Origin of the sequence: Catellatospora sp. IY07-71 (assembly GCF_018326265.1) — a bacterium.
Classification (GTDB): Bacteria; Actinomycetota; Actinomycetes; order Mycobacteriales; family Micromonosporaceae; genus Catellatospora.
In genome coordinates this window covers 1,355,699-1,379,248 of the sequence record NZ_AP023360.1, presented here as the reverse complement: position 1 = coordinate 1,379,248, position 23,550 = coordinate 1,355,699, and the positions used below count along the sequence as shown (strand labels likewise).

At 71.4% G+C, this 23,550-nt stretch carries 24 protein-coding genes, 1 tRNA gene and 1 pseudogene; 16 read left to right on the top strand and 10 right to left on the bottom strand.

The window, feature by feature from the left end:
- Positions 1–33 precede the first annotated feature (33 nt).
- Positions 34–723, top strand: a complete 690-nt coding sequence (locus CS0771_RS06315; protein ID WP_212840180.1) for a PASTA domain-containing protein — start codon at positions 34–36, stop codon at positions 721–723.
- A gap of 79 nt (positions 724–802) precedes the next feature.
- On the top strand, positions 803–1,750 hold the full coding sequence (locus CS0771_RS06310) for a Stk1 family PASTA domain-containing Ser/Thr kinase (RefSeq protein WP_212840179.1): 948 nt from the start codon (positions 803–805) through the stop codon (positions 1,748–1,750).
- A 59-nt stretch (positions 1,751–1,809) separates the two neighbouring features.
- Here CS0771_RS06310 and CS0771_RS06305 read toward each other — a convergent pair whose 3' ends face one another.
- Positions 1,810–2,133 carry a hypothetical protein gene (locus CS0771_RS06305; RefSeq protein WP_212840178.1) on the bottom strand — a complete coding sequence of 108 codons (324 nt, stop codon included), beginning with the start codon at positions 2,131–2,133 and terminating at the stop codon, positions 1,810–1,812.
- 243 nt (positions 2,134–2,376) lie between these two features.
- Positions 2,377–2,691 carry a hypothetical protein gene (locus tag CS0771_RS06300; protein WP_212840177.1) on the bottom strand — a complete coding sequence of 105 codons (315 nt, stop codon included), beginning with the start codon at positions 2,689–2,691 and terminating at the stop codon, positions 2,377–2,379.
- 381 nt (positions 2,692–3,072) lie between these two features.
- On the opposite strand from CS0771_RS06300, the gene CS0771_RS06295 reads away from it, so the two are divergent.
- Both CS0771_RS06295 and CS0771_RS06290 read left to right on the top strand, forming a co-directional pair.
- Positions 3,073–3,957 carry a helix-turn-helix transcriptional regulator gene (locus tag CS0771_RS06295; RefSeq protein ID WP_212840176.1) on the top strand — a complete coding sequence of 295 codons (885 nt, stop codon included), beginning with the start codon at positions 3,073–3,075 and terminating at the stop codon, positions 3,955–3,957.
- Complete coding sequence (locus CS0771_RS06290) at positions 3,927–4,145, top strand: DUF397 domain-containing protein (RefSeq protein ID WP_212845653.1); 219 nt, start codon at positions 3,927–3,929, stop codon at positions 4,143–4,145. The genes CS0771_RS06295 and CS0771_RS06290 overlap by 31 nt, the downstream gene beginning before the upstream one ends.
- 87 nt (positions 4,146–4,232) lie before the next feature.
- On the opposite strand, the gene CS0771_RS06285 is transcribed toward CS0771_RS06290, so the two are convergent.
- On the bottom strand, positions 4,233–5,018 hold the full coding sequence (locus CS0771_RS06285; RefSeq protein ID WP_212840175.1) for a hypothetical protein: 786 nt from the start codon (positions 5,016–5,018) through the stop codon (positions 4,233–4,235).
- 171 nt (positions 5,019–5,189) lie between these two features.
- Between CS0771_RS06285 and CS0771_RS06280 the strand changes: the two genes are divergently transcribed.
- Positions 5,190–5,534 (top strand): hypothetical protein, encoded by a 345-nt coding sequence (locus CS0771_RS06280; protein WP_212846306.1) that lies wholly within the window; start codon positions 5,190–5,192, stop codon positions 5,532–5,534.
- Between the two features lie 138 nt (positions 5,535–5,672).
- On the opposite strand, the gene CS0771_RS06275 is transcribed toward CS0771_RS06280, so the two are convergent.
- The 4 genes from CS0771_RS06275 to CS0771_RS06260 all read right to left on the bottom strand — a co-directional run bounded on the left by CS0771_RS06275 (position 5,673) and on the right by CS0771_RS06260 (position 9,537).
- Positions 5,673–6,491, bottom strand: coding sequence for a WecB/TagA/CpsF family glycosyltransferase (locus CS0771_RS06275; RefSeq protein WP_212840174.1), 819 nt, complete (start codon positions 6,489–6,491; stop codon positions 5,673–5,675).
- Positions 6,492–6,519: 28 nt separating this feature from the next.
- Positions 6,520–7,584, bottom strand: a complete 1,065-nt coding sequence (locus CS0771_RS06270; RefSeq protein WP_212840173.1) for an NAD-dependent epimerase/dehydratase family protein — start codon at positions 7,582–7,584, stop codon at positions 6,520–6,522.
- A gap of 109 nt (positions 7,585–7,693) precedes the next feature.
- Complete coding sequence (locus CS0771_RS06265) at positions 7,694–8,884, bottom strand: HAMP domain-containing sensor histidine kinase (protein WP_244870638.1); 1,191 nt, start codon at positions 8,882–8,884, stop codon at positions 7,694–7,696.
- Positions 8,881–9,537 (bottom strand): response regulator transcription factor, encoded by a 657-nt coding sequence (locus tag CS0771_RS06260; RefSeq protein WP_212840172.1) that lies wholly within the window; start codon positions 9,535–9,537, stop codon positions 8,881–8,883. Before CS0771_RS06260 ends, CS0771_RS06265 begins: the two co-directional genes overlap by 4 nt.
- A gap of 167 nt (positions 9,538–9,704) precedes the next feature.
- Here CS0771_RS06260 and CS0771_RS38575 point away from each other — a divergent pair, with 167 nt between their 5' ends.
- Genes CS0771_RS38575 through CS0771_RS06245 form a run of 4 tightly spaced genes read left to right on the top strand, consistent with a single transcriptional unit; the run spans position 9,705 to position 13,295 of the window.
- Positions 9,705–10,250 (top strand): hypothetical protein, encoded by a 546-nt coding sequence (locus tag CS0771_RS38575; RefSeq protein ID WP_244870637.1) that lies wholly within the window; start codon positions 9,705–9,707, stop codon positions 10,248–10,250.
- Positions 10,247–11,368 (top strand): peptidoglycan-binding protein, encoded by a 1,122-nt coding sequence (locus tag CS0771_RS38570; protein ID WP_244870636.1) that lies wholly within the window; start codon positions 10,247–10,249, stop codon positions 11,366–11,368. The genes CS0771_RS38575 and CS0771_RS38570 overlap by 4 nt, the downstream gene beginning before the upstream one ends.
- Complete coding sequence (locus CS0771_RS06250) at positions 11,365–12,084, top strand: ABC transporter ATP-binding protein (RefSeq protein ID WP_212840171.1); 720 nt, start codon at positions 11,365–11,367, stop codon at positions 12,082–12,084. Before CS0771_RS38570 ends, CS0771_RS06250 begins: the two co-directional genes overlap by 4 nt.
- The gene (locus CS0771_RS06245; protein ID WP_212840170.1) at positions 12,081–13,295 is read left to right on the top strand and encodes an ABC transporter permease; all 1,215 of its coding nucleotides are present in this window, start codon (positions 12,081–12,083) and stop codon (positions 13,293–13,295) included. The genes CS0771_RS06250 and CS0771_RS06245 overlap by 4 nt, the downstream gene beginning before the upstream one ends.
- Positions 13,296–13,335: 40 nt before the next feature.
- Here CS0771_RS06245 and CS0771_RS06240 read toward each other — a convergent pair whose 3' ends face one another.
- A complete protein-coding gene (locus CS0771_RS06240) occupies positions 13,336–14,187 on the bottom strand; it encodes an IS5 family transposase (RefSeq protein ID WP_212839359.1) in 852 nt (283 codons plus the stop codon).
- A gap of 372 nt (positions 14,188–14,559) precedes the next feature.
- Positions 14,560–14,645: transfer RNA gene (locus tag CS0771_RS06235), tRNA-Leu, on the bottom strand.
- Positions 14,646–14,923: 278 nt separating this feature from the next.
- On the opposite strand from CS0771_RS06235, the gene CS0771_RS06230 reads away from it, so the two are divergent.
- From CS0771_RS06230 to CS0771_RS06220, 3 genes are read left to right on the top strand one after another with little or no spacing between them, the layout of a single operon-like run.
- A complete protein-coding gene (locus CS0771_RS06230; protein ID WP_203745500.1) occupies positions 14,924–15,679 on the top strand; it encodes a DUF3662 and FHA domain-containing protein in 756 nt (251 codons plus the stop codon).
- 6 nt (positions 15,680–15,685) lie between these two features.
- Positions 15,686–16,174: an FHA domain-containing protein gene (locus tag CS0771_RS06225; RefSeq protein ID WP_212840169.1), complete on the top strand. Its 489-nt coding sequence runs from the start codon at positions 15,686–15,688 to the stop codon at positions 16,172–16,174.
- Positions 16,171–17,538 carry a PP2C family serine/threonine-protein phosphatase gene (locus CS0771_RS06220; RefSeq protein WP_212840168.1) on the top strand — a complete coding sequence of 456 codons (1,368 nt, stop codon included), beginning with the start codon at positions 16,171–16,173 and terminating at the stop codon, positions 17,536–17,538. The genes CS0771_RS06225 and CS0771_RS06220 overlap by 4 nt, the downstream gene beginning before the upstream one ends.
- Here the strand turns inward: CS0771_RS06220 and CS0771_RS39595 are convergent.
- Positions 17,535–17,786 carry a hypothetical protein gene (locus tag CS0771_RS39595; RefSeq protein WP_371821358.1) on the bottom strand — a complete coding sequence of 84 codons (252 nt, stop codon included), beginning with the start codon at positions 17,784–17,786 and terminating at the stop codon, positions 17,535–17,537. The genes CS0771_RS06220 and CS0771_RS39595 overlap by 4 nt on opposite strands.
- On the opposite strand from CS0771_RS39595, the pseudogene CS0771_RS06215 reads away from it, so the two are divergent.
- The 4 genes and pseudogenes from CS0771_RS06215 to pknB form a co-directional block, all read left to right on the top strand.
- Positions 17,695–19,072, top strand: a pseudogene (locus tag CS0771_RS06215) (FtsW/RodA/SpoVE family cell cycle protein); the annotation flags it as partial. The gene CS0771_RS39595 and the pseudogene CS0771_RS06215 overlap by 92 nt on opposite strands.
- The gene (locus tag CS0771_RS06210; RefSeq protein ID WP_212840167.1) at positions 19,011–20,537 is read left to right on the top strand and encodes a penicillin-binding protein 2; all 1,527 of its coding nucleotides are present in this window, start codon (positions 19,011–19,013) and stop codon (positions 20,535–20,537) included. The pseudogene CS0771_RS06215 and the gene CS0771_RS06210, both read left to right, overlap by 62 nt.
- Positions 20,537–21,814 carry a serine/threonine-protein kinase gene (locus CS0771_RS06205; protein ID WP_212840166.1) on the top strand — a complete coding sequence of 426 codons (1,278 nt, stop codon included), beginning with the start codon at positions 20,537–20,539 and terminating at the stop codon, positions 21,812–21,814. Before CS0771_RS06210 ends, CS0771_RS06205 begins: the two co-directional genes overlap by 1 nt.
- On the top strand, positions 21,811–23,511 hold the full coding sequence (gene pknB / locus CS0771_RS06200) for a Stk1 family PASTA domain-containing Ser/Thr kinase (RefSeq protein ID WP_212840165.1): 1,701 nt from the start codon (positions 21,811–21,813) through the stop codon (positions 23,509–23,511). Before CS0771_RS06205 ends, pknB begins: the two co-directional genes overlap by 4 nt.
- Positions 23,512–23,550: the final 39 nt, after the last annotated feature.

Here is a 23,550-nt window from a genome sequence, read left to right as displayed (position 1 = left end):
TTCGCCGGGCGTACCCCGAAAGAGGAGACCAGCATGACCGACCCGTGGCAGGAGACGGCGCCCATGACGTCGTCACAGCGACCGCGCGGGTTCAGCCCCGGCACGATCGCGCTGCTGGCGACCGCGACGGTGATGCTCGCCGTCGCCGGGCTCGCGATCGGATGGTACGTCGCCGGCACCGGTGCGGAGCCGCAGGCGCAGGCCAGCGCCAGCCCGTCGGCGGTGGTCGCCTCGCCGAGCCCGAGCCCGTCGCCGAGTGAGCTGCCCTCGCCCACGCCCGAGCCCAGCCCGTCGGCCACCGGGGGCGGGTTCCAGACCATGCCCGACGTGCTGACCCGGCCCTTCCGTGAGGCCCGCCTGGAGATCATGGCGAGGTTCGGCGTCTCGGTGAAGGTCGAGTTCGACGAGGCGAGTACGGCCGCCGCGGAGTCCGTGCTGAGCAGCGTGCCCGCCGCCGGGCAGCCGGTGCTGCGCGGCACGTCCGTGACGATCGTGGTGGCCGGGCCGCGGGTCCGCTTCCCGATGCCGGACGTGGTCGGCCAGTCCTGCAGCGCCGCGCAGAAGAAGCTGGTGGAGCAGGGCCTGCGGATCGGGCGGTACCTCAACGGCCGTAGCGGCACGGTGCTGGCCGTCTCGGTCCCGAAGGACCAGGAGGTCGGTTGGAACGACGCGATCGACCTGACGTGCGGCGTGGCGCAGTCGCCGTCGCCGGCAGCGGGCTGACCAGGTGCGTGGCGTGCCCGGGCACGCCACGCACGGTGGGTGAGGCGTAACCGTCCGGCGGACGTGGTAGGACGGCACCATGTCCGATGCGCACGATGACAGGGACGCCCCGGGCGGGCCCGGCTCCGAGCCGCCCCCGCCCGACGAGACCACCCGCCTGCCCGCCGCCCACCCGGACGAGGAGCCCGCGGACCGCACCCCGGGCGGCGACGAGCCGACCACGGTGCTGCCCGGCAGGGTGCCCGGCGACGAACCGACCACCGTCCTGCCGGGCGGCCCGGGAGACCGGCCCACCTCGGCGCTGCCGCCGTACGGCGCGGTGCCGCCGGACGACGACCGCACCAGGGCGATGCCGCCCGTCGATGGTCCGGACGACGACCGGACCTCGGTGCTGCCGCCCCACGGCGGCACACCGGCGCCGCCCCCGCCACCGGAGGACCGCACCTCGGTGCTGCCGCCCCAGGACGTCTGGACCGGGCGCGCGGGCGTGCCCAGCCGGGACGGTGGGCCGATGCGCGACGCGACGCCGCCGCCCGGCATCGAGTACGGCGAAGGGGAGCGGACCTGGCGCGCGCCGCTGATCATCGCCGGGATCGTGCTGCTGCTCCTGCTGCTGTTCGGGGTGGCGGCCTGGTTCGCGCTGCGCGGCGCGGGCCCCACGCCGGAGCCGAGCGCCTCCCCCTCGCCGGTGGTGACCTCGGCCGCGCCGACCAGCGCCGCGCCCAGTCCGTCGCCGACGCCGTCCCCCGTCCCCAGCCTGGTGGCGGTGCCGGACGACCTGATCGGCATGACCGAACAGGAGGCGATCGACGCGCTCACCGCGGTCGGCCTGAACCCCCGCATCTCGCTGCGCCCGACCGACGAGGCGGATCCGGGAACCGTCGTGGACGTCGACCCGGAGTCCGGGACGGAGCTCGCGCCCGGGGAGAGCGTCCAGCTCGTGATCGCGGTCGCGCCGAGCAGCCCGTCGCCCTCGCCGAGCCCCAGCCCGGAGCCGAGCCCCAGCCCCAGCCCCGAAGAGGAGTGAGCGCGGCGGGAGGCCCGTTCCGGAGTTCCGGAACGGGCCTCCCGCCGTGTCGGCTGCCGTCACCACTGGCGGCGCCGGTGGGTGACGATGACGATCCCGCCGAGGGCGAGTCCTATGCCGATCATGCCGGTGGAGATGAGCGACCGCGCCATGAGTTCGCTGGACACGGTGTGCTCGGAGATCACGGCAGGCGGCGCTGCCTGCCGCGCGACGGATGCGGCCGCGGCCGTTGCGGCTGCCCCCTCGCTGGCCCCGGCCGTCGCCGGCACCGGCGTGAACAACGCCGCTGCCAGCGCCGCACCGCACAGTGCGGCGAGCCGATGGGGCCGATGTGGAACGGTCGCTCTGGAACCGCGTCCAGGAGCGATGGTTCGGTTGTCCATGGCGCCGTCTCCCGGGTGAGCGGGTGCCGTGCCACGCGGAGGAACGGAACGCCGGACGGGCAGCCTGCCGCGACAGCTGTGGCGACGTGCCGGCCGAACGAGTTCCGCCGACGGTAGGGGCTCGTCGCGGCCGCCTGTGCATGGACGCAGGCCGACCGGGCGGGTCGCTACCGTCGTTCAAACTAGGGTCATTCGAGCGTAGGCCGGGTCAGGTCCGGTCCGGGCAGGATTCGCGAGAATTGCTCAGCGCACGCCGGCGGTCGCCGGGCGCAGGTGGGGGCGGCTCAGCCCCGGGCGCTGGCCGGCCCGGGCCGGCGCCTTGCGGGCCCGCGCGGCGGCGCTGTTGTCCGGGACGATCCGCAACCCGGCGCGCTGTACGAAGATCGAGCGGCGCTCCACCGCGTCCCCCGCGGCGTTGAGCTGGTAGCCGTCCAGCCAGACCCAGCCCTCGTAGGTCGGCCAGTCGTGGACACGGATCACCCGGAACATCATCGGGCGCAGGAACTGGACGCTGGCTTCACGAGTGACGTGGAGGATGTCGCCGGCCTGGGGAGTCACCTTGTCTCCTGCTTCTCGTCATACCGCAGATCTGGAACAACACGTATTCGGATGTCGCTCGTTGAACGCTAGAGGTGAAGCTCCGCCCACTGTGTGTGATCATGAAAACGGAAGATCAGCACCACCGGGGCCCATAACAGACACTGTGCCGGAAGACTTTGCCGAATGCAAGTTGCAAAGTGCGTATGCGGTCTGGTGTCATTCGTCCGGTATATGACATGCTGTTGGCCGTCCGCCCGCTGATGCCGTGTCGCACCCTCTGTGCGTTCGGCCGGTTGAAGATTCGCCGATTGTCGGAGCAGACTCCCAACAGGACAGACCAATTGCTGGGCGGGGGCATGGCACACGTGCCTCCGCCGACATGCGTCGCGGAGGTGCGCCGTGACAACCCGACAGAGCCCGACCGTGCGTCGCCGAAGACTCGGCGCCGAGCTGCGGAAACGGCGCGAGAACGCCGGCATCACGCTGGAGTTCGTCGCCGACAGGATGGAGTGTTCCCAGTCCAAGATCTCGCGTATCGAGACCGGGCACAGCTCGGTGACCAGTCGCGATGTCCGCGACATGCTGACCATCTACGGCACGTCGGCCGAGGAGGTCGACGTGCTCGTTGAGATCGCCAAGGAGGCGAGGCAGAAGGGCTGGTGGCACCCGTACAGCAGCGTGCTGGTCGGTGCCTATGTCGGGTTGGAAGCTGCAGCCAGTTCCATCAGGGCGTACGAGCAACAGGTCGTCCCGGGACTGCTGCAGACAGCCGAATACGCTGAGGCGATGATCCGCGGTGCCCAGCCGGACTGGACGGACGAAGACGTCATGAACAGAGTCCGTGTCCGGATGGCCCGCCAATCGTTGCTCACGCGACAAGACGATGCGATCAGGTTTCAGGTGGTGCTCGATGAGTCGGTGCTGAGCCGGCCCGTTGGCGGCGACAAGGTCATGCGAGACCAATTGCGGCTACTTGCTGAAGCGGCCTCGTGGCAGAACGTAACCATGTCGGTATTGCCGTTCGAAAGCGGTTCACATGCCGGTATGGACGGTACTTTCGCGATTCTGGAGTTTGCCGAACAGGATGACTCCGACGTCGTTTACGCGGAGAATGCGACCGGGGGACTCTTCCTCGAAAAGAACGACGAACTGCAGAAGTACGCCAGGATCTTCGAGAACGTCCAGAGGGCCGCGCTGAGCCCCGAGGAGTCCGCCGAGCTGATCGCACAACTGGCGGAGGAGCCACTATGGAAATCGAGACCAAGGGGTTTCGAGTCGATCTGAGTCAAGCACGTTGGTACAAGAGCACCCGGAGTGGGCCGAACTGCGACAACTGTGTTGAAGTGGCGTTCGTGAGTGGCGCGGTCGCGCTGCGCGACTCCAAGAACCCCACCGGCCCGGCGCTGATCTTCACGCCGGACGAGTGGGACGCGTTTGTGGAGGGTGCGAAGGACGGGGAGTTCGACCTGTGAGGTCGCCCCGCTGACAGCTCTGGCACACAGCTGACGAGGACCCCTTCCGCGCGCCGCCCCGACGGCGCCGGAAGGGGTCCTTCGCCGTCAGAGGACCAGCCGGTGCAGGGAGGCGCGCCGCCGCTGCGTCATCGTCTCCCGCGCCTGGTCGAGCCACTCCCGGCGCCGCCCCGGCTCGGGTGGGAAGTCCAGGCCGAACCGGAACCAGGCCGGCGGCTGGGGCATCCGGGAGTAGCGGTCGATCAGGTCGTCGAGCACCCGGGTCAGCTCGTCCCGCGCGTTGCGCCCGGCCTCCAGCGTGGTCCGGTGCGCCGTCAGGTACGCCGCGCGGCGCTCGGCGACCCCGCGCAGCCGGCCGCGGATCTCCTCGATCCGGCCCCGCTGGATCGCGGTCAGCACCACCGCGGCCCGGTCCTCGCGCAGGTGGCGCACCAGTGCGGCCCGGTGCCTCGGGCGCAGCCAGGAGGACGGTTGCGCCAGCGCCTGCTGCGTCGCCTGGATGCGTGCCCGCACCTTCTGCTCGGCCTCGAACGCCTCCTGGCAGCGCTGCTCGGCCAGCGCCAGCTGCCGCGGGTCGGGCCCCGCCGGCGCCGCCGCGGCCACCCGCTCCGCCTCCTCGACCAGCCGCCAGAGCCAGCGCTCCTCGTCGTCGATCTCGTCCAGCGGATCGCGCGGCGGGGTGTCGTCGTACGGCTCCCGGGCGGCCGGGACCAGCGTCTGCGGCGGTGGTGACGGCGGCGCGTCCCCGTGGTCGGCGGCCTCCTGGCCGCAGTGGGGACACGGCAGCTGCCGGACCAGCCGGCTGAGCTCGCCGATGAGCTGTGCCGCCGTCACCTGGGACGGCAGCGGTGTGGACGCCGGTTCAGCGGCCATCGTGGTTCCCCCGCACGTGATGCACAACTGGTTAGCTTGCGCTTAGTCACGCAAGCAACACGTGCAGTCACGGCCGCGGGTTGACCGTCGCCTGCACTCCGCTGCGGTCGTTGTATCAGACGCCGGTTGACCACACCGCGTAACGCGCCGACCAGGTAGGACGAGATGACGATGCCTGAGCACGTGCCCAGCCAGCCCGCCAGCCCCAGCGGCCGCGACCGGATCCTCCGCGACCGCGAACGCGACCAGGAACGGGCGCAGCTGCCGGGCGACACCCTGCTCGAACCCGGCCCCGGCCCGCTGCAGGCGCTCGCCCTGGAGGGCTTCAGCGAGCAGCCGTTCGGCTCGCCGAGCTGGCTGGACGTGCCCGCCACGTCGCTGGTGGACCACCCGCTGCTCCGCGGCCTGCTGCTCGAACTCCCGCCCCGCGGCTCCCAGCCCACCGCCGAATGGCTCAACCGCTGGTTCGAAGCGACCCGCTCCGTCCTCGACTTGATCTACCAGCGCAACCGTTAATCTGGCGCCCGCTCCGCGGGCGCGGCGTCCGGCCTCTGAAGCCGGGCTTACCCTCCGGTCGCTCGTCCGCTGCGCGGACTTCCGCTCCTGTCGGGTGCGCCCGGCGGCCGGGCCGCGCGCCGGCTGGGCTTCAGGCCGTCACACCGCGAAAGTTGCCGGGGATTCGGTGGCGGGGGTGGCCGGGGTGGCGCGCCAGAGGCGGGTCTTCTGGGCGCCCAGGCGGGCCAGGTACTTCGGGTTGAGGATCAGGTAGCGGCGCCACAGGCGCTTGGGCTCCAGGCCCAGGCGCCACAGCCACTCCAGGGCGTAGCGCTGCATCCACGCGGGCGGCTTGCGCAGCCCGCCCGCGTGGTAGTCGAACGCCGCCCCGACCGCCAGCAGCGGCATGTCCAGGAACGGCCGCATGGCGTAGGTGAACTTCTCCTGCCGCGGGCAGCCCAGGCCGACCAGCACGATGCGCGCGCCGGAGCCGGCGATGCGGGCCGCGATCTGCTCCGGCTCGCCGGGCTCCACGCCGCGGAACTTCGACGGCTCACTGCCGGCGATCTTCAGCCCGGGGAACTTCGCGATCAGCGCCGGGATCAGCCGGTCCAGCGTGGGCTGGGTGGAGCCGTAGAGGTACACCGGCAGGCCGTCCTCGGCGGCGCGGGCCAGCACCCGCAGGGTCAGCTCGGGGCCGTACACCCGGTCGCGCAGGGCGGCGCCGTGCAGCAGGTTGAGCGCCCAGCGCACCGGCTGGCCGTCGGGGGTGATCAGGTCGAAGCTGTTGAGCTGGGCGCCGAGCCGGGCATCGGCGACGCCCTCCATCACGCCGTGCACCGCCAGCGCGGTGACCGCGAACGGGCGGCCGTCCGTCGCGGCGCGGATGATGCGCTCCGTGGCGTCGGCGTAGTCGGTGGCGTCGACGAAGACGCCGAGCACGTTGCGCTTGCTGCCGGTGGTCGGCGTCGTCGTCATCGCGTACCTCAATGTGCGCAGGTGGGGGCTACATCCACTTGTCGGCGTTGGCCTCGTAGATTTCGTTGAGGATAGCCGGGACGTCGTAGGTCATCTTCCAGTCCGGGTAGTGCGCCTGGAACTTGGCCATGTCGCTGACGTACCACTGGTGGTCGCCGACGCGGTTCTGCTCCACGTAGTTGACCTGCGCCTGCTTGCCGGTGATCTGCTCGGCGATGGCGAACGCCTCCAGGTGGGAGGTGTTGGAGAAGCGGCCGCCGCCCAGGTTGTAGACCTCGCCGGAGCGCGGGTTGCGGAAGAACGCCTCGAACGCGGTGAGCACGTCGTGCGAGTGGATCGCGTCGCGCACCATCTTGCCCTTGTAGCCGAACAGGTTGTAGGTCCGGCCCTCCATCACGCAGCGCATCAGGTACGCCAGGAAGCCGTGCAGCTCGGCGGCGGAGTGCGCCGGGCCGGTCAGCGTGCCACCGCGGAAGGCGGCGGTCTTCATGCCGAAGTAGCGGCCGTACTCCTGCACCGCCACGTCCGCGGCGACCTTGGAGACGCCGAAGATCGAGTGCAGGCTGTTGTCGATCGTCATCTCTTCGGTGATGCCGTTGGCGAACTGGTGCGCCGGGTCGATCTCGTAACGCGTCTCCTGCTCGACCAGCGGGAGGCGGTTGGGGGTGTCGCCGTAGACCTTGTTCGTCGAGCAGAAGATGAACGCGGCGTCGGGGCAGTGCTGGCGGGTGTACTCCAGCACGTTGAGCGTGCCGACGGCGTTGACGTCGAAGTCGGTGAACGGCTCCTTGGCCGCCCAGTCGTGGCTGGGCTGGGCCGCGGTGTGGATGACGAGCGAGATGTCCTTGCCGTACCGCTCGAAGATCTTGTTGAGCACGTCGCGGTCGCGGATGTCGACGTCGTAGTGGGTGTACGAGTCACCGAGTTTGCTGGTCAGGTTGACCAGGCTCCACGCGGTCGAGCCGTCCTCGCCGAAGAAGTACTTGCGCATGTCGTTGTCGAGGCCGACGACGTGCATGCCCAGGCCGGCGAAGTGGCGGGCCGCCTCGGAACCGATCAGACCGGCCGAGCCGGTCACCAGCGCAACGCTCACCAGATACTCCCTGTAACCAATCGACGGACGCGACCAGCGGAGAGCTTACCCTGACCGGCCCGATGCGGCGGTCGCCCGCCGACGGGGGAGTGGCTCGATACACGCAGCGTTAACCAGGGAGGGAGACGGTGACGATCAGGCCGCCGCCCTCGCGGGGGCGGGCCGCCACCTCCCCGCCGTGGGCGCGGGTGATCGCCCGCACGATCGACAACCCCAGCCCCACCCCCTGGTCGGAGCGGGTGCGCTCGCTGCCCCTGCGGAACGGCTCGAACAGCGCCTCCACCTCGTACGCGGCCACCACCGGCCCGGTGTTCGACACCTCCAGTTCGGCCCGGCCGCCGTGGGTGCGGGTCACCGCGCGCACCCAGCCGCCCGGGGCGTTGTGCCGTACGCCGTTGCCGATCAGGTTCTGCGCGACCCGCTCCAGCAGCACCGGGTCGCCGGTCGTCTCGGCGGGCGCGGCCTCGACGGCGACCTCGACCCCGGCCTCGGCCGCCGTGGCGGCGCCCTGGGCTGCGACATGGTCGACGATGTCGGCCAGATCCACCGGCCGCCGCTCGACCACCTCGTTCTCCGAGCGGGCCAGCACCAGCAGCCCGTCGATGAGGCGCTCGTGGCGGCCGTTGATGTCGAGCAGCGTCTCGCCGAGCCGCTTCACGTCGTCGCTGGCCGTCCTGCGGTGCATGGCCAGCTCCACCAGGGAGCGGTTCAGCGTCAGCGGCGTACGCAGCTCGTGGGACGCGTTGGCGACGAAGCGCCGCTGCCCGTCGAACGCGTGGTCGAGCCGGGCCAGCATGGCGTCGAAGGTGTCCGCCAGCTCGCGGATCTCGTCGTGCGGGCCGGTCAGCGCGATGCGCTCGTGCAGGCCGCGGTCGGCGGCCGGCGCGGTGCTGATCCGCCGGGCGGTCTCGGTGATCCGGTGCAGCGGCGACAGCAGCCGCCCGGCGAGCAGCCAGCCCAGCCCTGCCGAGATCGCGCTGACCAGCACCAGCGCGATCGCCCCCAGCTGGAGCAGCTGCAGCCGGGTCGCCTCGCGCAGCTGCGCGGCCTGCTTGTCCAGCTCGCTGAGGACCGCCGGGTCGCCCGCGATGAGCACCCGGGTCGCGCGGGCGCCCTGCGTGCCTGGTTCGGCCAGGGCCGGGTCCGGCAGCGCCAGGCGGTAGGTGAAGTTCTGCAGCACCGTCCGGTCCAGCAGGAAATAGGTCACCACCAGCAGGGTGAGCCCGGCCAGCAGGAACAGCACGCCGTAGACCAGGGTGAGCCGGGCGCGGATGGTCAGGCGGTACGACGGCAGTCTCACGGGATCCGATACCCCACTCCGGCGACGGTGGCGATGACGGGCGGGTCGCCCAGCTTGCGGCGCAGCTTCAGGATGGTCAGCCGAATCGCCGAGGTGAACGGGTCGGCGTGCTCGTCCCAGACCTTCTCCAGCAGCGTCTCCGCGGACACCACGCCGCCCTCGGCACGCAGCAGCTCGGCCAGCACGCCGAACTCCTTGCGCGACAGCGGCACGTAGTGCCCGTCCCGGAACACCTCGCGGCGGGCCGGGTCGAGCCGGATCCCGGCGCGGGCCAGCGTCGGCGCGGCGGCCGGGCGGGCGCGGCGGCCGAGCGCGTGCACCCGCGCGGCCAGCTCGGGGAAGGCGAAGGGCTTGGTCAGGTAGTCGTCGGCGCCCAGGGTCAGCCCGGACACCCGGTCGCGCACGTCGGCGGCGGCGGTCAGCATCAGCACCCGCGCCTCGGAGCCGCTGCCCACCAGCGAGCGGCACACCTCGTCGCCGTGCACCGCGGGCAGGTCCCGGTCCAGCAGCACCACGTCGTAGTCGTGCACGGCCAGCCGCTCCAGCGCCGCGTCGCCGTCGTACACCACGTCGACCGCGTGAGCGTCGTCACGCAGCCACTCCGCGATCGCGTCGGCCAGCAGCGCCTCGTCTTCGACCACGAGCACCCGCATGTCCGGTTTCCCCTCCCCGCCGGAGCCGCCCGGCCCGCCAATGGTTACCCGGACCGTTGTTTCCCCGGCGTTATCGCGGGCGGAAACGGCCGGGAAACGGGCGCCCGCGTGGACTGGGCAGCGTGCCGCGGGCGACCGGCCGGCGGCCCGACGAAGGAGACCACGTGATGAAGCGACGGCTGCTGGGCGCGGCGCTCGCGCTGCCCCTCACGGCGGCGCTGGCGCTGGCCGGCTGCGCGCAGGAGGGCGACGGCGACGGCATCGCCACCGTGGGCGGCGCGACGGCGACGGCGACGCCGAGCGCGGGCCCGAGCCTGAGCCAGCAGGAGCGCGGGATCAAGTTCGCCCAGTGCATGCGCGAGCACGGCATTCAGATGGACGACCCCGACCCCAACGGCGGGCCCGTCCGGATCCGTATGAGCGGCGGCCCGATGGACCGGGACAAGATGCAGGCCGCGCAGGAGGCGTGCAAGGAGTACTCGCCGTTCGGCGAGAACGGGCCCGGCAAGCCCGATCCGCAGATGGAAGAGAACATGCGCAAGTTCGCCCAGTGCATGCGGGACAACGGGGTGCCCAACTTCCCCGACCCGGACGGCAACGGCATCCGGATCGACCGCTCGGTCGGCGAGGACCCGGACTTCGAGGCGGCGCAGAAGCTCTGCCAGGACAAGTTCATGCCCGGTCTCGGCGGCCCGGCGAAGGTGGGATCGTGACCGGCACGGCCCAGCTCTCCGAGATCCGGACCGACGGCGGCGCCGCAGCCACGCGGCGCCGCCGCCGGGGCGGCCGCACCGCGCTGCTGGTGGCGGGCGCGCTGGCCGCCGGTGGTGCGGCCACGGCCGCCGCGATCGGCTTCGGCGGCGGAGGCGGGGGTACGCCGACCGCCTCGAACCTGCCGCCCGCGACCGCCCCGGTCACCCGCCAGACGCTGCACGACACCCAGACGCTGGACGGCGAGCTGGGCTTCGGGCCCACCTACTCGGCCGTGAACCGGCTCAACGGCACCGTGACCTGGCTGCCCGAGGCGGGCGCCGTGGTGAAGCGGGGCCGCGCCCTCTACAAGATCGACAACAGCCCGGTGGTGCTCATGTACGGCACCGTCCCGGCATACCGCGAGCTCAAGGTCGGGGACGAGGGCGCCGACGTGAAGCAGCTGGAGCAGAACCTCAAGGCGCTCGGCTACACCGGCTTCACGGTGGACAAGGAGTTCACCGCTTCCACCGCGAGCGCGGTGAAGCAGTGGCAGGAGGACCTCGGGCTGAAGGAGACGGGCCGGGTCGAGTTCGGCCGGGTCGTCTTCGCCGCGGGCGAGGTACGCGTCGACAGCGTGGACGCGACCGCCGCCGCCCCCGCCCAGCCGGGCGGCGCGGTGCTGAAGTACACCGGCACGGTGCGCGTGGTCGTGGTCCAGCTCGACGTCGCCGACCAGCGGCTGGCCAAGGAGGGGGCCACCGTCCAGGTGGCGCTGCCGGGCGCCGGAGACGTCACGGGGAAGATCACGCAGGCGTACACCGTGATCGAGGCCGGCGAGGGCCAGGGCGAGGCCGAGACCAAGATCGAGGCGATCGTGTCGCTGGCGGATCAAAAGGCGGCCGGGGCGTTCGACCAGGCCGCGGTCGACGTCACACTCACCGCCGCCGAGCGTCCCGACGTGCTGACCGTGCCGGTCGCCGCCCTGGTCGCGCTGCGCGAGGGCGGCTACGGCGTCGAGGTGGTCGAGAACGGCGCCAGCCGGTACGTGGCCGTCGAGACCGGGTTGTTCTCCGGCGGGCGGGTCGAGGTCAGCGGCGGCGGGCTCAGCGAGGGCATGACCGTGGGGATCCCACGATGATCGCCCTGGACGGCGTCACCAAGGTCTATCCCGGTGGCGTACGGGCGCTGGACGGGGTGTCGCTGGAGGTCGGCCCGGGGGAGATGGCGGCCATCGTCGGCCCGTCCGGCTCGGGCAAGTCGACCATGCTGCACATCGTCGGCACCCTGGACCGGCCCAGCGCGGGCGCGGTGCGCATCGCGGGATACGACGTGGCGGCCCTCTCCGACCGGCAGCTGTCGGCACTGCGGGCGGCCCGGATCGGGTTCGTGTTCCAGCAGTTCCACCTCGCCGCCGGGGTGAGCGCCCTGGACAACGTCGCCGACGGGCTGCTCTACGCCGGGCACCCGCTGGGCGAACGCCGCCGCCGCGCCGAGGCCGCGCTGGTGCGGGTCGGGCTGGGCCACCGGCTCGACCACGAGCCGCACGAGCTGTCCGGCGGCGAGCGCCAGCGGGTCGCCATCGCGCGAGCCGTGGTCGGCGAGCCGCCGCTGCTGCTGGCGGACGAGCCGACGGGCAACCTCGACTCGGCCTCCGGCGCCGGGATCATGGCCCTGCTGCACGAGCTGCACGCCACGGGCACCACGGTCGTGATCATCACCCACGACCGGGAGATCGCCGCCGGCCTGCCCCGCCAGATCCACATGCGCGACGGCAAGGTCGTCGCCGACTCCGACACGGCCGACACGCCCGTGTCGGCGGCCGGCGAGCGGCGGGTCGCGGGGTGGTCGCGATGACGGCACCCGCCCTGCCCCGGCTCCACCCGGCCCGGCTGCGGCCACGTGACGTGCTCCGCGTCGGAGGAGTCGGGCTGCGCACCCGGCCCGTGCGGGCGTTCCTGTCCGCGCTGGGCATCGCGATCGGCATCGCCGCGATGATCGCCGTGGTGGGCATCTCGTCGTCCTCGCGGGCCGAGCTGGACCGCACGCTGGAGGCGCTGGGCACCAACCTGCTCACGGTCACCCCGGGCCGGACCATGTTCGGCGAGGACGCGCAGCTGCCCGTCGAGTCGGTCGCGATGATCGACCGGATCGCGCCGGTGCAGCGGGTGTCGGCGATCGGCCGGGTGGACGGGGTGAAGGTCTACCGCTCGGACCGGATCCCGGCGGCGCAGACCAACGGCCTGGCCGTGTACGCCGCCCGCCTGGACCTGCTCGACACGGTGGGCGCCAGGCTGCGCTCCGGCACCTGGCTGAACGCGGCGACCGAGCGCTATCCGGCGGTCCTGCTCGGCGCGGACACGGCGGCCCGGCTGGGCATCGGCGCGGCCGCTCCCGACACGCAGGTGATGGTCGGCGGTCAGCGCTTCACCGTGGTGGGCGTGCTGGAGCCGGTGCCGCTCGCCCCCGAGCTGGACTCGGCGGTGCTGGTCGGCTGGCCGGCTGCGGCCGGCCGGCTCGGCTTCGACGAGCACCCGACCACCGTCTACACCCGGGCCGTGGAGAGCGCCGTCGACGCGGTGCGCGGCGTGCTCGCCGCGACGGCCAACCCACAGGCCCCGAACGAGGTCGACGTGTCCCGCCCGTCGGACGCGCTGGCCGCGAAGCAGGCCGCCAACCAGGCCTTCACCGGCCTGCTGCTCGGCCTGGGCGCCGTCGCGCTGCTGGTCGGTGGGGTGGGGGTGGCCAACACCATGGTCATCTCGGTGCTGGAACGCCGGGCCGAGATCGGCCTGCGGCGCTCGCTCGGCGCGACCCGGGGGCAGGTCCGCCTGCAGTTCCTCGCCGAGTCGCTGCTGCTGTCGGCGCTCGGCGGGGTGGGCGGCGTGCTGCTCGGCATCGCGGTGACCTCGGGCTACGCGGCGTACCAGAGCTGGCCGACGGTGGTCCCGGCGTGGGCCATGCTCGGCGGCGTGGCCGCGACCCTCGTGATCGGCGGCCTGGCCGGCCTCTACCCGGCCGTCCGCGCGTCCCGCCTCTCCCCGACCGAGGCCCTCGCCACCCCCTGAGGAAAGGAAGGGCACCTTCTTAGAGCGACCGGCAATAGGTTCATTTGAGGCGTCGGGTGGTGGGACGGCCGTCCCAGCGGTAGCGGGGGCGGGCTTGTCGGATGAGTTGGCGTGTGGTGATCAGGGCTGCTGCCAGGTAGAGGTAGAAGTCCACGACCTGCGCGTTGCGTTCGGTGCAGCGGCGGATCTTGCCGTAGCCGTTCATCCATGAGTGGGTGCGTTCCACCACCCAGCGTTTGCCGACCTGGATGGGGGCGGGGAGGCCTTTGCGGGCGATCTGGCCGTGCAGGCCGCGGTCGTGCAGGCGCTGGCGGGTGGGGGTGTTGTCGTAGGCGCGGTCCAGGTGCACGGTGACGTCGTCGGGCAGGGGGCCTGTCTGTTGGGTGGCGGTGTCGAGGGTGGCTTCCAGCAGGGCGTTGTCGTTGCGGTTGGCGGGGGCGGAGATCACGGCCAGGGGTATGCCGGCGGCTTCGGTGCCGGTGGAGCGTTTGAGGCCGCCTTTGCCGCGGTCGACCGGGGAGCGTCCGGCGCGGTCTCCGCCGCAGGGTGCTTTGGTGAGCGCGCCGTCGACGGCGATGTCGTGCAGCTGTAGGCCGATCATGTTGTCGTAGGCGGCCAGGGTCAGGGCGTGCAGTTGCTGGGCGAGGCCTGCGCTGGCCCAGTCGGCCAGGCGGCGGCGGATGGTGCGGTCGGAGCATCCTGGGCCGGCGATGCGTTCGTAGCCCGAGCCGTGGACCAGGGCGTGGATGACGTGTTCGAAGACGACCTGGTCGGGGATGCGGCGGCGGTGGCAGCCCAGCGGGTGTGCGGGGTCGTATTCGGGCCGGTCGGGCAGCAGTGCGGCGAACTGGACCCAGATCGGGGTCAGCAGCGATGATGGCAGCGCAGGCACGGGACTCCTGTCATTGAAGCGTAGAGAACTCCAATGATCGATAAGTCCCGTGCCTGTTTGCTACCCGCGACCGGCTACCTGTCCAGGTCCGCACCTAATGCCGGTCGCTCTTAACGCTCCGCGTAGAAGAAGGTGCCCTTCTTAACCGTCGCGGGGTCCGGGGTGGGTGACGCTGGAAAGCATGATCGCCATCACATGTCCGAAAGTGCAGCCTGGCCCGACTTTCGGACACAAACTAGCGATCTTGAATCGCCGCGCTGAGGAGGAAGTGACCGGAATCAGCGATCTCTGTGTGAAACGGCCGACACTCCGGCCCGCCGACCGGTGCGAGACCGGGAAACGAAGAAGGCCTCCCGGAGGAGGCCTTCTTGCTGGTGGGGAAGGGGGGAGTTGAACCCCCACGCCCTTTCGGGCACACGGACCTGAACCGTGCGCGTCTGCCATTCCGCCACTTCCCCGCGGCGTGTGCAGGAACTTTAGCAGTCCCTGCGGGTCGCTCGGGAGTCACCTCCCGTTGCGTGCTGGCACAGCTTACGCTATGCCTGCTTCGCCTCGCCAACCGGTTATCCCGGCGGGCGGTGCGGGGAGAACACTAACACGACCACCTGGCCAACCGTGAAATCGGAGGCAAGATGGTCGTCATGCTGGCGTGGCGCCGGCAACGGCGGACGTATTGGGCGAAGACGCGGGAGTGGAGGGCAGATAACATCATGTCCTCGGAACCCGAGGAGGACCGGTGAGCGTGTTGCAACGCTTCGAGAAACGCCTGGAAGGCCTGGTTGAGGGCGCCTTCGCGAAGGTATTCAAGGGGGTCGTCCACCCTGTGGAGATCCTGAATGCCATGCAGCGTGAGGCAGAGGCCCACAAGGCGATCCTGGTTGGTGGGCGCACGCTCGTGCCGAACCGCTATGTGATCGATCTCTCGCCCTACGACCACAGCCGGCTCGCGCCGTACGCGGCCGCGCTGGCCCAGGAGCTGGCGCAGTCGCAGGCCGAGTTCATCGGCGAGCAGGCCTGGACCGTCTACGGCGACGTGATCGTCGAGATCGAGCGCGGTGACGGGCTGGACACCGGCATGTTCCGCGTGTCGGCCGAGGTCTACACCGCCGACCAGGCCCCGCAGGCGAGCTACGAGGCTCCGCCGCAGTACCCGCCGTACGGCGGCGGCCAGCAGGCCGCTCCTCCGCACGGCGGCGGTGGCGGCGGTGCGCGCAACGTCCGGCTGGTGTCGGGCGACGGGCGGACCTTCCCGCTGGCCATCGGCTCGACCACGATCGGCCGCGGCGACCAGGCCAACCTGCGCCTGCCCGACGTCGGCATCTCGCGGCGGCACGCCCGGCTCGACTTCGACGGCGCCCAGGTGGTCCTGACCGACCTCGGCTCCACCAACGGCACGATGGTCAACGGCCAGCGGGTCTCGGCGGTCGCCCTCAACCCGGGCGACATGATCCAGATCGGCACCACGACCCTGACGTTCCGCGTGGACGGCTGATCGCCCTTGCCCGAGATCGTTCTCACCGCCGCCCGGTTCGGGTTCCTGGTGCTGCTGTGGATCTTCGTGTTCACGGTGGTCGGGGTCATCCGAAGGGATCTGTTCGCCGGCTCGCGCACGGGCCGGCTGGTCGCCGCGCCCCGTGGCGTCGCGGGTGCCGCGCAGGCGGCGGATGCGCGCCCGGCCAAGGTCAAGAAGGGCCGGGCCGCGCACACCCTCGTCGTCACGGCGGGCTCGCTGGCCGGCACCAAGATCACACTGGGCGAGGCCCCGATCACGATCGGCCGGGCGGAGGACTCCACGCTGGTCATCACGGATGACTACGCGTCCGCCCGGCACGCCCGTCTGGTCCCTCGGGACGGGCAGTGGATGGTGGAGGACCTCGGCTCGACCAACGGCACGTATCTGGACCGCAGCAAGGTGAGCGGTCCTACTCCCGTACCCCTCGGCGTGCCGATTCGCATCGGCCGCACGTCCCTCGAATTACGGCCATGACAATCATCCTGCGCTACGCGGCCCGCAGCGACCGCGGTCTGATCAGAGACGGAAACCAGGACTCCGTCTACGCCGGGCCGCGCCTGCTCGCCGTTGCCGACGGCATGGGCGGCATGGCCGCCGGTGACGTCGCCAGCAACATCGTCATCGGCGCCATGGCCCCGCTCGACGAGGACGTCCCCGGTGACGCGATCGTCGATTCCCTGCGGTCGGCCGTCAACCTCGCCAACCAGCAGCTTCGCGACACCGTGGACGCCAACCCCCACCTGGAGGGTATGGGCACCACGCTCACCGCGATGCTCTTCACCGGCTCCAAGCTGGGCATGGCCCATATCGGCGACTCCCGCGCCTACCTGCTGCGCGACGGCGAGTTCAACCAGATCACCAAGGACGACACGTACGTCCAGATGCTGGTGGACGAGGGCCGGATCAGCGCGGAGGAGGCGAGCAGCCATCCGCAGCGTTCGCTGCTGACCCGGGCCATGGACGGCCGGGACATCGAGCCGGACTACACGGTCCGGCCGGTGCATCCCGGCGACCGCTACCTGCTCTGCTCCGACGGCCTGTCCGGCGTGGTCAGCGCGGAGACCATCGGGCAGACCCTGCGGGAGTACGTCGACCCGCAGGCGTGCGTCGAGCGCCTCATCGCGCTGGCGCTGCGCGGCGGCGGCCCGGACAACATCACCGTGATCATCGCGGACGCCACCGACGAGGACATCGTCGAGCAGGCTCCGGTGGTCGGCGGCGCGGCCGCCCGGGACCGCGGCAACAGCAGCGAGACCCACGTCGAGTCGACCCCCGCCGCGCGCGCCGCGGCGGTCACCGGCACGCCGCGTCCCGCCGTGGAGGAGCCCGTCCCGGTCCCGGCCGAGCAGTCGGCCCGCCGCGCGCGGCACCCGCTGCGCGCGGGCCTGCTCGTGGTGGGCCTGCTCGCGGTGCTGGGCGCCGGGGTCTGGTTCGCCTGGGACTACTCGCAGTCGCGCTTCTACATCGGCGCGACCGAGGCCGGCAACGTCGCGGTGTTCCGCGGCGTGCCGGGCCAGATCGCCGGCTTCGACCTGTCGGAGGCCAAGGAGGTCAGCGAGGTGACCCTGGACGACCTCACCACGGTCGCCCAGGACAAGGTCCGCAAGGGCATCCAGGCCGACAGCGAGGCCGACGCCCTGGCCCGGCTGCAGAATCTGATCCAGGACGACCCGAGCAACCACAACCTGCTGCCCAGCTGCCCGCCTTCGGCAGACCCCTCGCCGTCGCCGAGCCCGTCGCCCGCCGTAACGCCGAGCGCCACCCCGGCGCCCGCCGCGGCGAGCACTCCGCCCAGCGAGCCGGTGGTGCCGAGCCCGGTGCCCTGCCGGTCGAATTAGCCTGAGGACGTCGTGACCACCCCCCATACCGCCCCTCCCGCAGCAGCCGCGGCCGTCCCGGAGACGCCCGTGGCGGCGAAGCCGTCGCTGTCGTTCCGGCTGGATCCGGCCGCCCGCAAGGTGCGCCGCACCGAGCTGTGGCTGCTGCTGCTCGGCATGGCCATGGTCGCCGGATACCTGGCGGCGGTCGAGGCGAACATGCTCGACACGGTCACGATGGACTTCTGGTATCCGGCCGGTGTGCTCACCGCCGTGTTCCTCGGCCTGCACGTGGTCATCCGGCTGCGCGCGCCGTTCGCCGACCCGGTCCTGATCCCGGTCGTGGCGCTGCTCAACGGGTTCGGCGTGGCCTTCCTGCGCCGCCTCGACCTGGGCCGGGCCGACGCCGACGCGCGACCCGACCTGGCCATCTTCGCCGGTGACGGCGGCAAGCAGCTGCTCTGGACGCTGATCGCGGTGACCGGCGCGGCGGGCCTGCTGTGGGTGGTGCGCGACCACCGCGAGATCTCCAAGTTCGCCTGGACGCTCGGCTTCGGCGGCATCATCCTGGTGCTGCTGCCCGCCGTGCTGCCCGGCAGCGTGTCCGAGGTCAACGGCGCCAAGCTGTGGATCCGGTTCGGCAGCTTCTTCGCCATCCAGCCGGGTGAGTTCGCCAAGCTGATGCTGCTGGCCTTCTTCGCGTACTACCTCGTGCGCAAGCGTGAGGTGCTGGCGCTGGCCAGCCGCCGCGTGCTGGGCATCGACTTCCCGCGCGGGCGCGACCTGGGCCCGGTCATCGTGGTCTGGGCGATGAGCCTCCTGGTCCTCGTCTTCGAGAAGGACCTGGGCACCTCGCTGCTCTACTTCGGCATGTTCGTGGTCACCCTGTACGTCGCCACCGAGCGCGTCAGCTGGCTGATCATCGGTCTGATCCTCTTCTTCGGCGGCGCCGTGCTGGCGTACGTGCTGGCCGGGATCGTGGGCGGGCCGTTCACCAACTTCGGGCAGCGCGTCGACATCTGGCTGGACCCGTTCGCCGAGCCGTACGACCGCGGCTACCAGCTCGTCCAGTCGCTGCTGGGCCTGGGCACGGGCGGCCTGTTCGGCACCGGCCCGGGCGCGGGCAGCCCGCTGGAGGTGCCCGAGGTCCGCAACGACTTCATCTTCGCCGGCATGGGCGAGGAGATCGGCCTGTTCGGTCTCACCGCTCTGCTGGCGCTGTACCTGCTCGTGGTCTCGCGCGGGCTGCGCGCGGCGCTCGCCGTGCGCGACTCGTTCGGCAAGCTGCTGGCCGGTGGCCTGGCGTTCACGCTGGGCCTCCAGGTCTTCGTGATCATCGGCGGCATCAGCAAGCTGATCCCGCTGACCGGCCAGACCACGCCGTTCCTCTCCGCGGGCGGCTCGTCGCTGGTGGCCAACTGGCTGCTGGTGGCGCTGCTGCTGCGGATCTCTGATGCGGCGCGCACCCCCGCGTCGACGGGAGGTGTCCGCCGGTGAACGCCCCGCTGAGACGCGTAGGCGTCGTCGTCATGGTGCTGTTCGGTCTGCTCTTCGCCAACCTGAACTGGGTGCAGGCGTACAAGGGCAACGACTACCGGACCAGCCAGTACAACGACCGCGTGCAGATCGACGAGTACAACCGCCAGCGCGGCTACATCATGGTGAGCAACCCCGGCAGCAAGCCGATCGCGCTCTCCACGGCCACCAAGGGCAACCTGAAGTACCTGCGCAGCTACCCCAACGGCGCGGCGTACGCGCACGTGATCGGGTACAAGCCGGTCAACGGCGCGGCCACCGGCATCGAGCAGCTGGAGAACGACTTCCTGTCCGGCAGCTCGGACAAGCTGTTCGCCGACCGGCTGCGGGACATCTTCACCGGCTCGTACACGGCGGGCGGCAACGTCACCCTGACGCTGTCCAAGACGGCGCAGGACACGGCGTACGAGCAGCTCACCAAGAACAAGGTGGGTGCCAAGTCGGGCGCGGTGATCGCGCTGGACCCGAACACCGGCGCGATCCTGGCGATGACCTCGTTCCCGAGCTTCGACCCGAACCCGCTGGTCGCCCACGACACGACCAAGGCCGAGACGGCGTACAACAAGGTGGCCGGCCAGGCGGGCAACCCGCTGCTGAACCGGGCGCTGCAGGAGACCTACCCGCCGGCGTCCACGTTCAAGGTGCTGGTCTCGGCCGCGGCGCTGGAGAACGGCAACAACCCGGACACGCCGCTGCAGGCGGGCCCGGGCTACCAGGCGCCGGGCACCACGCACGTGATCAAGAACGCGACCTCGGGCACCTGCCCCGAGTCGCAGATCACGCTGAAGGAGGCGCTGACCGTCTCCTGCAACACGGCGTACGCGCGCCTCGGCGTCGAGCTGGGCTCGCAGCGCCTGAACGACACCGCGCGCCGCTGGGGCTACTACGACGACGACCTGCGGATCGGCAACCTGTCCGCGCCGGACCGGGGCACCAAGGTGCCGGAGAGCGTGCTGGGCCCGCTGACTACCAGCTCGGGCGGCGACGACAAGCCGGCCATCGCGATCTCGTCGATCGGCCTGAACGAGGTCAAGGTGACCCCGCTGCAGAACGCGATGGTCGCGGCGGCGATCGCCAACGACTGCTCGCAGATGCGGCCCTACCTGGTCGAGCGTCTGGTCGGCCCCGACCTGACCACCGGCCTGTACGCCGCGGCGCCCAAGCAGCTGCGCACCACGTGCAGCAACTCGAGCATCGCCGCGCAGCTGCGCGAGATGATGGTCAGCGTCGTCGAGAACGGCACCGGCCGGAAGGCGCAGATCGACGGCTACGTGGTCGGCGGCAAGACCGGCACGGGCACGGCCGACGAGGAGACGAACACCGGCTCCGACGGCTGGTTCATCGGGTTCGCGATGAAGGACGGCAAGCCGGTCGCCGCGGTTGCGGTCATCCTCGATGATGCGGGGAAGGGCGGCAGCGGTGAGGCCGCCCGTATTGCTGGACTGGTCATGCGAGGCGTGATCGAGGACAAGGGTGGCAAGTGATGGTCTCCCCTGGCACCGTGCTGAACAGCCGCTACCGCATCGACGAGCGCGTCGCCTCCGGTGGCATGGGCGACGTGTGGAAGGGCACCGACGAGGTGCTCGACCGCACCGTCGCCATCAAGGTCATGCTCCCCGCGCTGCTGGAGGAGGCCGGTTTCGTCAAGCGCTTCCATGCGGAGGCGAAGACGATGGCCGGCATCAACCACCCGGGCGTGGTGCGCATCTACGACTTCGGCAACGACGCGCACCTGGCGTACCTGATCATGGAGCTGATCGAGGGCGACCCGCTCTCGCGCACGCTCAACAAGGTCGGCCGGCTCACCCCGGCCCGCACCATGCTGCTGGTCGCGCAGGCCGCCGAGGCTCTGCAGGCCGCGCACGACAGGGGCATCGTGCACCGGGACGTGAAGCCGGGCAACCTGCTGGTACGCCCCAACGGCACGCTCGTGCTCACCGACTTCGGCATCGCCCGCTCCGCCGCGGCCAGCCAGCTCACGGCGACCGGCGCGGTCATGGGCACTGCCTCCTACCTGGCCCCGGAGCAGGCCTCCGGTGAGGGCGCCTCGGCCGCCTCGGACGTGTACTCGCTCGGTGTGGTGGCGTACCAGTGCCTCACCGGTCACCGGCCGTACGAGGGCGACACCCCGCTCGAGATCGCGATGAAGCACGTCACCGGCACCCCGAAGCCGATGCCGAGCGACATCCCGCCGGTCGTGCGCCAGATCGTCGAGCGGTCCATGGCCAAGAACCCGGCGCACCGCTGGCCGTCGGCGGCAGCGTTCGCCGGCGCCGCGCGGCAGGCCGCCGGGGCGCTCACCCACGGCAGCGGTCCCACCCTGCCGGTGCAGCCGGTGTCGCCCAGCCCGGTGTCGGCTACGCCGGTCTCCCCGGTGCCGTCGCGCCCGCTGAGCCCCGCGACGCCCGGCCCGGTTCGCCCCAACGGGGGCTACCAGCGAGGATCTGCGGCCGTCCCGGCTGCGCCTGCCCCGCTCACCCCCGTGCACGGGGTACCGTACGGGCCGCAGGCTCCCGCGCAGGAGAGCGGCGGCGGGCGTACCGCCCTGACCGTGATCCTGGTGGTGCTCGGCATGCTGGCGGTGCTCGCGTGCGCCGGCTACCTCGGCTACCTGGCCCGGGAAGCGAACAACAAGAAGCAGAACCAGTCGCTGGGGATCCCGGCACATTCCGAACACGTCACACTTTCGGCCGCCGGGTGGCTGAACGGGACTGACCACGTGAGCATGGACCAGATGACCGAAGGACGACGTACGCGATGAACGCGCAGGCCCGCCTGCTGGGTGGCAGGTATCAAGTCGGCGAGTTGCTCGGCTACGGCGGCATGGCCGAGGTGCACCGGGGACGCGACCTGCGCCTCGGGCGCGACGTCGCGATCAAGATGCTGCGCACCGATCTCGCGCGCGACGCCACCTTCCAGATGCGGTTCCGCCGCGAGGCGCAGAACGCAGCCGCCCTGAACCACCCGGCGATCGTCGCGGTCTACGACACCGGCGAGGAGCGCGCGCCCTCCGGCGAGGTGCTGCCCTACATCGTCATGGAGTTCGTGGCCGGGCGCACCCTCAAGGAGGTGCTCGCCGCCGAGGGCCGGCTCATGCCACGCCGCGCCCTGGAGATCACCGCGGACATCTGCGCCGCGCTGGAGTTCAGCCACCGCCACGGCATCATCCACCGGGACATCAAGCCCGGCAACGTCATGTTCACGCCGAACGCACAGGTCAAGGTCATGGACTTCGGCATCGCGCGGGCGCTCGCGTCCGGTGCGACCACCATGACCCAGACCTCGGCCGTCATCGGCACCGCGCAGTATCTGTCTCCCGAGCAGGCGCGCGGTGAGGCCGTCGACGCCCGCTCGGACGTCTACGCGGCTGGCTGCGTGCTCTTCGAGCTGCTCTGCGGGCACCCGCCGTTCGTCGGCGACTCCCCCGTGGCCGTGGCCTACCAGCACGTACGGGAGGAGCCGCCGGCGCCCAGCGAGTCCAACCGCGATGTCACCCCCGACATCGACGCGGTGGTGCTCAAGGCGCTGTCGAAGAACCCCGCCAACCGCTACCAGTCGGCCGGTGAGATGCGGGCCGATCTGCTGCGCGCCGCCGCGGGCCGCCCGGTCATGGCGACCCCGGTGCTGCGCGAGGAGCAGACCATCCCGATGACGGCGCCGGCGCGCACCGGCACCGGCCGCAACGCTCCCGCCCGGGTGGGCGACGCGCGACGCCGCCGCGCCTCGGGCTGGGTCATCGCCACCCTCACCGCGCTCGGTGTGCTGGCCGTGGTCGCGCTGACCGCGGGCCTGATCCTGGCCAACCAGCCCAAGGACATCCCGGTCCCCAACCTGATGGGCAAGACCGAGGCCGAAGCCAAGGCTCTGCTGACCAGCGCCGGTTTGACCCCGAAGATCGGGGAGCCGGTGCTGAACACGGACTGCCGCAAGAACACCGTGGTGGAGCAGGACCCGGCCCAGGGCGAGGCGGTGAAGGAGAAGGCCGAGGTCGTCTACCAGATCTGCAACGGCGCGCCGCTCCAGACGGTGCCTCCGCTGAAGGACCTCACCCAGGCGTTCGCCGAGGACGCGCTGCGCAAGCTCAATCTGGTGCCGCAGTTCGTGCCGGTGGACAGCGACAAGGCCGCAGGCACTGTGATCGACACGAACCCGCCCGCCGGCGAGGAGGTGGCCGAGGGCTCGACCGTCGAGGTGAAGGTCTCCAAGGGCAACCAGGTGGCCGTGCCGCGCGTGATCGGCATGTCGGAGGAGGCGGCCACCGCGGAGCTGAAGCGGCTCGGCTTCGAGGTCGAGGTGCGCCAGGGCGAGGAGACCGACGATCCGAGCCGGGTCGGCACGGTGCAGAACCAGAACCCCGGCCAGAGCACCCTGAAGCCGAAGGGCAGCAAGGTCACCATCGTGGTGTTCAAGGCGAAGGCACAGGAGTCGCCGTCGCCCAGCCCGTCGCCATCGGAGTAACCGCCGAGACATGGAAACGGCGCCCGTCCCCTCGGGGAC

What these genes read in the sequence shown, in the direction of transcription:
- CS0771_RS06305 (WP_212840178.1), bottom strand. Translation starts at nt 2,133, where the DNA reads ATGGACAACCGAACCATCGCTCCTGGACGCGGTTCCAGAGCGACCGTT.
- CS0771_RS06280 (WP_212846306.1), top strand. Translation starts at nt 5,190, where the DNA reads ATGCCTGAGCACGTGCCCAGCCAGCCCGCCAGCCCCAGCGGCCGCGAC.
- CS0771_RS06205 (WP_212840166.1), top strand. Translation starts at nt 20,537, where the DNA reads ATGGTCTCCCCTGGCACCGTGCTGAACAGCCGCTACCGCATCGACGAG.
- CS0771_RS06285 (WP_212840175.1), bottom strand. Translation starts at nt 5,018, where the DNA reads ATGGCCGCTGAACCGGCGTCCACACCGCTGCCGTCCCAGGTGACGGCG.
- CS0771_RS06310 (WP_212840179.1), top strand. Translation starts at nt 803, where the DNA reads ATGTCCGATGCGCACGATGACAGGGACGCCCCGGGCGGGCCCGGCTCC.
- CS0771_RS06260 (WP_212840172.1), bottom strand. Translation starts at nt 9,537, where the DNA reads ATGCGGGTGCTCGTGGTCGAAGACGAGGCGCTGCTGGCCGACGCGATC.
- CS0771_RS06275 (WP_212840174.1), bottom strand. Translation starts at nt 6,491, where the DNA reads ATGACGACGACGCCGACCACCGGCAGCAAGCGCAACGTGCTCGGCGTC.
- CS0771_RS06315 (WP_212840180.1), top strand. Translation starts at nt 34, where the DNA reads ATGACCGACCCGTGGCAGGAGACGGCGCCCATGACGTCGTCACAGCGA.
- CS0771_RS06245 (WP_212840170.1), top strand. Translation starts at nt 12,081, where the DNA reads ATGACGGCACCCGCCCTGCCCCGGCTCCACCCGGCCCGGCTGCGGCCA.
- pknB (WP_212840165.1), top strand. Translation starts at nt 21,811, where the DNA reads ATGAACGCGCAGGCCCGCCTGCTGGGTGGCAGGTATCAAGTCGGCGAG.
- CS0771_RS06250 (WP_212840171.1), top strand. Translation starts at nt 11,365, where the DNA reads ATGATCGCCCTGGACGGCGTCACCAAGGTCTATCCCGGTGGCGTACGG.
- CS0771_RS06220 (WP_212840168.1), top strand. Translation starts at nt 16,171, where the DNA reads ATGACAATCATCCTGCGCTACGCGGCCCGCAGCGACCGCGGTCTGATC.
- CS0771_RS38575 (WP_244870637.1), top strand. Translation starts at nt 9,705, where the DNA reads ATGAAGCGACGGCTGCTGGGCGCGGCGCTCGCGCTGCCCCTCACGGCG.